The 7,497-nt window shown below is 36.8% G+C and carries 6 protein-coding genes; 2 read left to right on the forward strand and 4 right to left on the reverse strand.

Translation table 11 applies throughout. From position 1 onward, the window contains the following. The 4 genes from comGB to ACFP65_RS02295 all read right to left on the reverse strand — a co-directional run bounded on the left by comGB (nucleotide 1) and on the right by ACFP65_RS02295 (nucleotide 3,625). On the reverse strand, nucleotides 1-1,068 hold the full coding sequence (gene comGB / locus ACFP65_RS02280) for a competence type IV pilus assembly protein ComGB (protein ID WP_379915538.1): 1,068 nt from the start codon (nucleotides 1,066-1,068) through the stop codon (nucleotides 1-3). After that, nucleotides 1,022-2,092 carry a competence type IV pilus ATPase ComGA gene (gene comGA, locus ACFP65_RS02285; RefSeq protein ID WP_379915540.1) on the reverse strand — a complete coding sequence of 357 codons (1,071 nt, stop codon included), beginning with the start codon at nucleotides 2,090-2,092 and terminating at the stop codon, nucleotides 1,022-1,024. The genes comGB and comGA overlap by 47 nt, the downstream gene beginning before the upstream one ends. Before the next feature lie 151 nt (nucleotides 2,093-2,243). Continuing rightward, nucleotides 2,244-2,969: a YebC/PmpR family DNA-binding transcriptional regulator gene (locus ACFP65_RS02290; protein ID WP_379915542.1), complete on the reverse strand. Its 726-nt coding sequence runs from the start codon at nucleotides 2,967-2,969 to the stop codon at nucleotides 2,244-2,246. A gap of 122 nt (nucleotides 2,970-3,091) precedes the next feature. Beyond that, nucleotides 3,092-3,625 carry a VanZ family protein gene (locus ACFP65_RS02295; RefSeq protein WP_379915544.1) on the reverse strand — a complete coding sequence of 178 codons (534 nt, stop codon included), beginning with the start codon at nucleotides 3,623-3,625 and terminating at the stop codon, nucleotides 3,092-3,094. Between the two features lie 116 nt (nucleotides 3,626-3,741). Here ACFP65_RS02295 and ACFP65_RS02300 point away from each other — a divergent pair, with 116 nt between their 5' ends. Both ACFP65_RS02300 and ACFP65_RS02305 read left to right on the forward strand, forming a co-directional pair. Continuing rightward, a complete protein-coding gene (locus ACFP65_RS02300) occupies nucleotides 3,742-5,550 on the forward strand; it encodes a M3 family oligoendopeptidase (RefSeq protein WP_379915546.1) in 1,809 nt (602 codons plus the stop codon). 23 nt (nucleotides 5,551-5,573) lie between these two features. Continuing rightward, the gene (locus ACFP65_RS02305; protein ID WP_379915548.1) at nucleotides 5,574-7,385 is read left to right on the forward strand and encodes a M3 family oligoendopeptidase; all 1,812 of its coding nucleotides are present in this window, start codon (nucleotides 5,574-5,576) and stop codon (nucleotides 7,383-7,385) included. The last annotated feature ends 112 nt before the right edge of the window (nucleotides 7,386-7,497 follow it).

Here is a 7,497-nt window from a genome sequence, read left to right on the forward strand (position 1 = left end):
TTACAATCCTTCCATAATTGAAAATGTAGGTAGTAACAATGCGGCATATATCGCTATAATCATCAATGCTACAATGACAAATACAATTGGCTGTATTTTTTCCATAATAGTTTCTATCCTTTGATTTAACTCTTCTTCACACTCTGAGGCATACAACATCAATTCACTTCCAAGCCTCCCAGTCAACTCACCATGCCGGACAATCTCTCCAATTTCAGGTTTTAAAAACCCAAAGTCTGTTAAAGCTTCTTGAAAGGATTGCCCTTTTCTCATTTCTTTCTCTAAGTGGCTCCCAACTTCTCTTGATAGTTTTGATGTTTCGTCTTCTTGAAGCAAGTGAACAATTTCTATTAAACTACAGTTACTCTTTAACAGCTGGCTCCATTCAAAAGAGTAAAATTGAGTCCAATATAGTTGGACATATATACTGAAGATTTTATTTTTGCAGTACAAATTCAGTTTTTCTATAACCGTGAGATTTTTAATCATGAATTGAAATAGAAGGATGCTCGTAGACAATAATCCGATAATGCCCACTATCCAGTATGGCGCTGTATAAACAGTTGATATAATCAGTTTAGTTCCGATCCCCACTGAAAGTTCGTCTGGTGACACGATACTTTGTATATGAGGCATCAAGACAAATCTCATCGAAAAGAGCATAATCGTGATGAACAAGATCAGCATGATTGGATATTGAACAATTGCGTGAATTCTTTTCCTTCTCTTAGCAGATTCTATTAGCTGCTCCCCTGCCACACGGACTGTTTCAGAGAAATGTCCGTGAATTGTCGATAGGTAAATTTGTGTACAGATTCGCTCACTATACCCAATCTTAATCAACGCACTATGAAGAGTATGTCCACCGTAGACACTTTTCTCAATTGAAGTTAGCCAGTTCTTTTGTTTATCGTCTGCAATAGTAAAAAGAAAGCCTACTGCTTCTTTTAACGAGAACCCTTCACACAATAAAGTACCAATACGCTTTAAAAATATGCCTTGTCTTCTCGTTTCTTTTACACTACGGAATAAGGTACTGTTCATAGGTTTTTTCTGAAATGTATCCACACAATCTCACCTTTTTTAATAAATGGTTAAAGTCTCTGTTTATTGAACCTACTTGTTCCTGAACGAACTCTGTTTGAGCTGAAAGTAGTTGTTGAAGTATACTTCCGCACAACACTTCAAAAAGAGCCGCTCTTTTTTGAATATTTAACATACTTTTGCAATGAGGATGACATGCCTGCTCACAAAACGGACAAGACAGCGGTAATAACTTTTGAAAGACTATACCTATAATCGTTTGGCTGAGTAGTTCTTTTGAAATTCCTAATTCCATCATTCTAGGGATTACACCTCTAGAGTTTTTGGCATGGACAGACGCAATGATCAAATGACCAGTTAGTGCACCTCGAATAACCATTTTAGCGGTCTCTTCATCTCGGATCTCCCCAACAATCAAAATATCCGGATGGTGCCGAAGACTGAATTTAAGTAATTGTTCGTAAGTGATGCCTGCTTTTTCATTGACTTCAGTCTGAAGAAACTGTTCTTCATGTATTTCTACAGGGTCTTCGACCGTAACAACTTGTTGTTTTTCTTCACTGATTCTATTTTTAACGAGCTGGTAGATTGTGGTCGTTTTGCCTGAATCGACAGGACCAGAAAAAAGGATTAAACCACTTTTGAATGCAATCAACTTATTTAGTAAAGTTAACTCATGCTCAAAAAAAGAACCTGTTTTCAAATTTTCCTGACTTTTTTGTTTTAAAAGACGAATGACAAGTGACTCTCTTGAGTGGTAATTTGTAATCGTTGAGAATCTAAGATCAATCATTTTGCTTTCTATTTCAAAATTTAATGATCCACTTTGTGGTTTTCGATGTTCCCCTACATCCATATTGGCCACAAATTTAAAATATGAAATCAATCGAGCGCCTTCATCTCTGTCTAAATAAAATTGTTTTTCCATTCTTCCATGTAATCTGTAATAGGCCGCATAATGATTTTCTTCCGGTAGTATATGAATATCACTTGTTTCAAAAGAATGTGCCAAAGTGATCAGATGTTTTGCAAAAGATTCTATTTCCATAAGTTCCCCCCTTTCTTCTATTTCCAGTTAGAATACTTTTATATTGAGTGTTTCATCTATATATACTGTTCAATTCCTATAGAAATCATCTTTAAAATAAAAAAAAGAGAAAATGATGTTTAGTCATTTTCCCTTTAGAAATATTCAGTTTTTAAACTTCAGCATTGTGGTAAACTTCGCTGACATCATCGTCATCTTCTAATGCTTCAATCATATTTTCAAATGTCGTTAATTTATCTTCTGGTACGGATACAGTGGTTTGAGGCACCATCGTGATTTCGGCTTGATCTAGCATATAACCTGCTGCTTCAAGTGCATCTCTTACGTCTGAAAAGTCTTGTGCTTCTGTATAGACCTCAAATACATCTTCTGATGTCTCAAGCTCTTCTCCGCCTGCTTCAAGTACGCTCATCAGCATTGTATCCTCATCTACATCTAATCCTTCACGAGCGATCGCAATGTATCCTTTACGGTCAAACATGTAGCTTACTGAACCTTTTTCTCCAAGTGAGCCGCCATTTTTGTTGAACGCTACACGTACATTTGTACTCGTACGATTCAGATTATCTGTCAGTCCACTAACCAAAACAGCAATTCCGTTTGGTCCGTATCCTTCATATAAGACTTCATCATAGTTATCACCTTGTCCAGCATCAGAAGCACGTTTGATTGCACGTTCAACATTATCATTGGGCATGTTGTTTGCTTTAGCTTTATCTACAGCTAGTCTTAAAGCTGCATTGATTTCAGGATCTGTTCCACCATCTTTTGCTGCTTTATAAATTTCTTTTGATAATTTTTGAAAAATCTTTCCACGCTTGGCATCCTGAGCACCTTTACGATGTTGAATATTTTTCCATTTAGAATGTCCTGCCATATTATATTCCTACTTTCTTGTCTACTTTATGAATCGAAATTCGAACCTCTCTTATTATAGCAAAATTTTCTCATTGTTCAAATTCAATCTGAACGCTTACATTAACTATTTTAGACCATTCACTATTTACTAAACTTTAATTTTTTCCTTTTTGTTTTCTTGCTTGACCACTTGGATATCGTTAACCAAGTCAATACGATACCTGTTAATGCACCCATTGAATCGATAAACACATCTTCAAGTAAAGCCGTCCGGTCCGGATTAAATGCTTGTCTAAGTTCATCAAAGCTTGCATACCCTGCTGCAAGTAGTAAAGCTAACATCGCTGTCAAAATATAACTACTTGTTTTATTTTTCAATCCCATAAACCAACTCACTCCAAGTAAAAGAAAAATACTGAAATGCGCGCCTTTTCTAATAAAAAATTCAACAAATCCTAAATAACCAGAAGCTTGCACACTGACTTCACTTCCAGCATATGAAAATCGAATGCCACTCAATAGATTTTTCAAAGGTTCTCCTGCTAATAACCTATTCAATAAAGGCTGTACGTTCTGTTCCTGGTACGTCATGCTAGAGCTGATAAAAAGAATTATCATAATGATAAAGGCTACTCCAATAAAAATCGTTCCTTTAATATCTTGCTGTTTCTTCATTTTTTTGACCTGCTTTCATTCGAATATACATATTCTAGCTTATGTGTATGGATATGGAAAGAAAAAACTTGTAGAATAAAAGAGTATACAATTTATATGAAAGGAAGTTATATTTTATGAGTTATCCGATTAACTGGGACATGGAATCTATTTTCAAAGGGGGAAGTCAGTCTCAAGCTCTTAGAGATAAGATTGATCTTATGAAAAAAGAACTCAAATCTTATCATGAAATGATTGAAAATTGGGATGCTGACAATGATCATTCTGACTATAGAGAACTCGCTTCTATTTTAAGCTTCAGTGAGAAACTAGGAAATGGTCTCTCTGAATCTATGACATTCTCTAGAGGGTTACTGTCTGCCAATGTTAAAGACAAGCTTGCCTCTAAGTTGACAACAGAGCTGAGTACCCTATACAGCGAAATGAGTAACAGCTCTACAATGTTGACCAAGAAATTTGTGAGTATGAGCGATTCAGCTTGGTCTTCTCTTTTAGAGAAAGAACCATTCAAGGCAAGCGCATTCCCACTCAACGAGCAAAGAGATCAAGGTAAATCTCTTCTAACGCAAGAAGTAGAAACAGCTATCAATACTTTAGCCAACGATGGATTTAAAGGCTGGGGAGACCTTTACAACACCCTTGTAGCAAGTATAGAAGTGGAATTAGAAGATGGTTCAGGTACGGTACAAAAGTATTCTGCCGGACAAGCAGCCAACATTATGGGTTCTGCAAAAGATCCAGAAACTCGGCTAAATATGCTGAAAAAATGGGAAGAAGCCTGGAGTGATAAAGCACCTTTATTTGCCGATACATTGAATCACCTGGCTGGATTTCGACTTGAAAACTATAAATTGCATGGAACAGAAGATTTTATGGAACGTCCTCTTGAATATAATCGTCTAAAAAAAGAAACACTAGATACAATGTGGGACACGATTACTAAAAACAAGCCTAAAGTTGTTCGTTATTTAGAACGCAAAGCGCAATTAATGAATATTGATCAACTATCTTGGGTAGACGTAACTGCTCCAGTTTCTGTAGGAGATTTTGAACCTCGTCACTACTCTTTTGATGAAGCCGCAACTTTTATTATGGATAACTTCTCTTCATTTAGCGAAAAAATGCAGTCATTAGCAAAAACCGCTTTTGAAGATGCTTGGATTGAAGCTGAAGACAGGGATGCTAAACGTCCTGGTGGATACTGTGCAAATCTTCCTGAATCAGAAGAGTCGCGTATCTTTATGACCTTTTCAGGCTCTGCTGGAAATGTTTCGACACTCGCTCATGAATTAGGACATGCTTTTCATAGTTATGTCATGAGAGATCTACCTTCTATGAACCGTCGCTATGCAATGAATGTAGCCGAAACGGCTTCTACTTTTGCAGAATTGGTCATATCTGATGCTACTGTTCGAGAAGCTAAATCAGAAGCTGAAAAAATCAATTTACTCGATAGTAAAAATGCTCGTGCAGCAACGATGTTCATGAATATCCACTCAAGATACATCTTTGAAACAGCCTTCTATGAAGAGCGAAAAACGGGTATCGTAACAGACGATCGCTTATCTGAGTTGATGATTGACGCTCAAAAAGAAGCTTATCAAGACTCTTTATCCACCTATCATCCAACGTTCTGGGCAAGTAAACTCCATTTTTATAATACAGGCGTGCCGTTTTACAATTTCCCGTACACGTTTGGTTTTCTATTTAGTTTAGGTATTTATGCTCGCTCGCTTGAAGAAGGAACGGACTTTGAAGATCGCTACATCGCCTTGCTTAGAGACACCGCAAGCATGACTACAGAAGAGCTCGCTCAAAAGCATTTGAATGTTGATCTGACTCAACCAGAATTCTGGCAATCAGCCATTGATATGGTGCATTCAGATATTGATGAATATCTTGAAATCACAGAAAAATATGTTTAATTAGACTGAAAGGAATGATTCAAATGAATTACAGTATGAAATGGGACTTGGAATCCGTTTATCCAAGTATTGACTCAAGTGAGCTAGAAAAAGACTTTTCTAAATGGTCAGAAAAAATCTCTGATTTGAGTGAGAAGATCAATCGCTGGGATCCTGAACAAGATAAGCCAAGTTACGAGAATATGAAATCCATATTGGAAGATCAAAACGCAGTAATACCTGAAATCAGTGAGGCTGCCTCGTTTATAAATGGGACTTTATCAGCTGATGTCAATAATTCAAAAGCTAAAAGCTTGATAGGTCGTTTATCTGTATTGTTTAGTGAGCTCTCCTCAGCAACAATACCTTTCTATAAAAAGCTAACGGTCATCAGCGACGAAGAATGGTCAAAACTTTTGGCGCTAGATTACTTTAACCCTTTTACATTTAATTTAAGTGAATCCCGTGAACAAGCCAAACAATTATTGAGCGAAAAAGAGGAAAGTTTGTTATCTAAACTTTCTATAGATGGTATTGAAGGCTGGGAACAGCACTATGACAGTATTGTAGCTAAAATTCAAATACCTATAACCAATGAAGACGGGGAAACAGTCTACTTATCAGCCGGCCAAGCGGAAAACCGTATGTATAACGATCCTGATCCAGCTGTTAGAGCAGATTTATTCCAAAAGTGGGAGAAAGCATGGAGTAGTCAATCAGAGTTATTCGCTGATACATTAAATCACCTGGCTGGATTTAGATTGACCGACTATAGTGTACATGGCATCAGTGACTTCTTGGAAAGACCATTGGAAGCGAGCCGTATGAAGCATGAAACATTGGATGCCATGTGGAAAGCCATCTCAGACAACAAAAAACCTTTCACTAATTATCTGACTAGAAAAGCTGCCCTTCTTGGTAAAGAGACATTAGACTGGGTTGATATCGAAGCCCCAGTCTCCGTTGGTAACAACAAACCGTTAACTTACACTTACGATGAAGGTGCAGAATTTATTATTAATAACTTTAAAAAGTTTAGTAATAAAATGGCTAAATTTTCTGAGCATGCATTTGAAAACAGATGGATTGAAGCAGAAGATCGTCCCGGAAAAGCACCGGGCGGTTACTGTACGAGTTTACCTGTTTCAAAAGAATCACGAATATTTATGACGTATTCAGATTCACCTGGTGAAGTCGCTACCCTTGCTCATGAACTAGGTCACGCCTTCCACAGCCACGTAATGTTCGACTTACCGTATATGAAGCAAGGCTATGCTATGAACGTTGCGGAAACAGCATCAACCTTTGCAGAACTGATTATTTCGGATGCGACAGTCAAGTCAGCTGAGAATGATGAGGTCAAAATTGCTTTATTAGATAACAAAATTCAGAATGCTTTGGCGATGTTTTTGAACATCCATGCACGTTTTATCTTTGAATCTAACTTTTATAAAGAACGTCAAAAAGGACTTGTATCTGCAGAACGTTTAAGTGAATTAATGGAAGCAGCTCAAAAAGAAGCTTATGATGACAGTTTATCTACCTATCACCCTAGTTTCTGGGCAAGTAAACTTCACTTCTATATTAGTGGTATATCTTTCTATAATTTCCCTTATACATTCGGGTACTTGTTTAGCCTTGGTATTTATGCAAAAGCTTTAGAAACAGGTACGGACTTTGAAGATCAATACATCGCCCTGTTAAGAGACACTGGATCTATGTCTACAGAAGACTTAGCAGAGAAACACTTGAACGTAGATTTGACTTCAACAGACTTCTGGGTTAAAGGAATCAATATTCTAAAAGAAGATATCGAAACATTCATGGACTTAACAAATCAATACGTAAAAAAATAAATACAAATTAAAAAGAGGCTGGGACAAAAGTCCCTTAAAATATTCAAATACAAATAAACCCTGTAAGAATTGTGCTTTTTTACAATCCTTATAGGGTTTATTCTTGTTTATA

The sequence above is a fragment of the Marinilactibacillus sp. GCM10026970 genome (assembly GCF_042660675.1).
Classification (GTDB): Bacteria; Bacillota; Bacilli; order Lactobacillales; family Carnobacteriaceae_A; genus Marinilactibacillus.

Bases quoted from the DNA above. Each gene is read 5' to 3' on its own strand.
- comGA (WP_379915540.1), bottom strand. From the start codon at position 2,092: ATGGAAATAGAATCTTTTGCAAAACATCTGATCACTTTGGCACATTCT.
- ACFP65_RS02290 (WP_379915542.1), bottom strand. From the start codon at position 2,969: ATGGCAGGACATTCTAAATGGAAAAATATTCAACATCGTAAAGGTGCT.
- ACFP65_RS02295 (WP_379915544.1), bottom strand. From the start codon at position 3,625: ATGAAGAAACAGCAAGATATTAAAGGAACGATTTTTATTGGAGTAGCC.
- ACFP65_RS02300 (WP_379915546.1), top strand. From the start codon at position 3,742: ATGAGTTATCCGATTAACTGGGACATGGAATCTATTTTCAAAGGGGGA.
- ACFP65_RS02305 (WP_379915548.1), top strand. From the start codon at position 5,574: ATGAATTACAGTATGAAATGGGACTTGGAATCCGTTTATCCAAGTATT.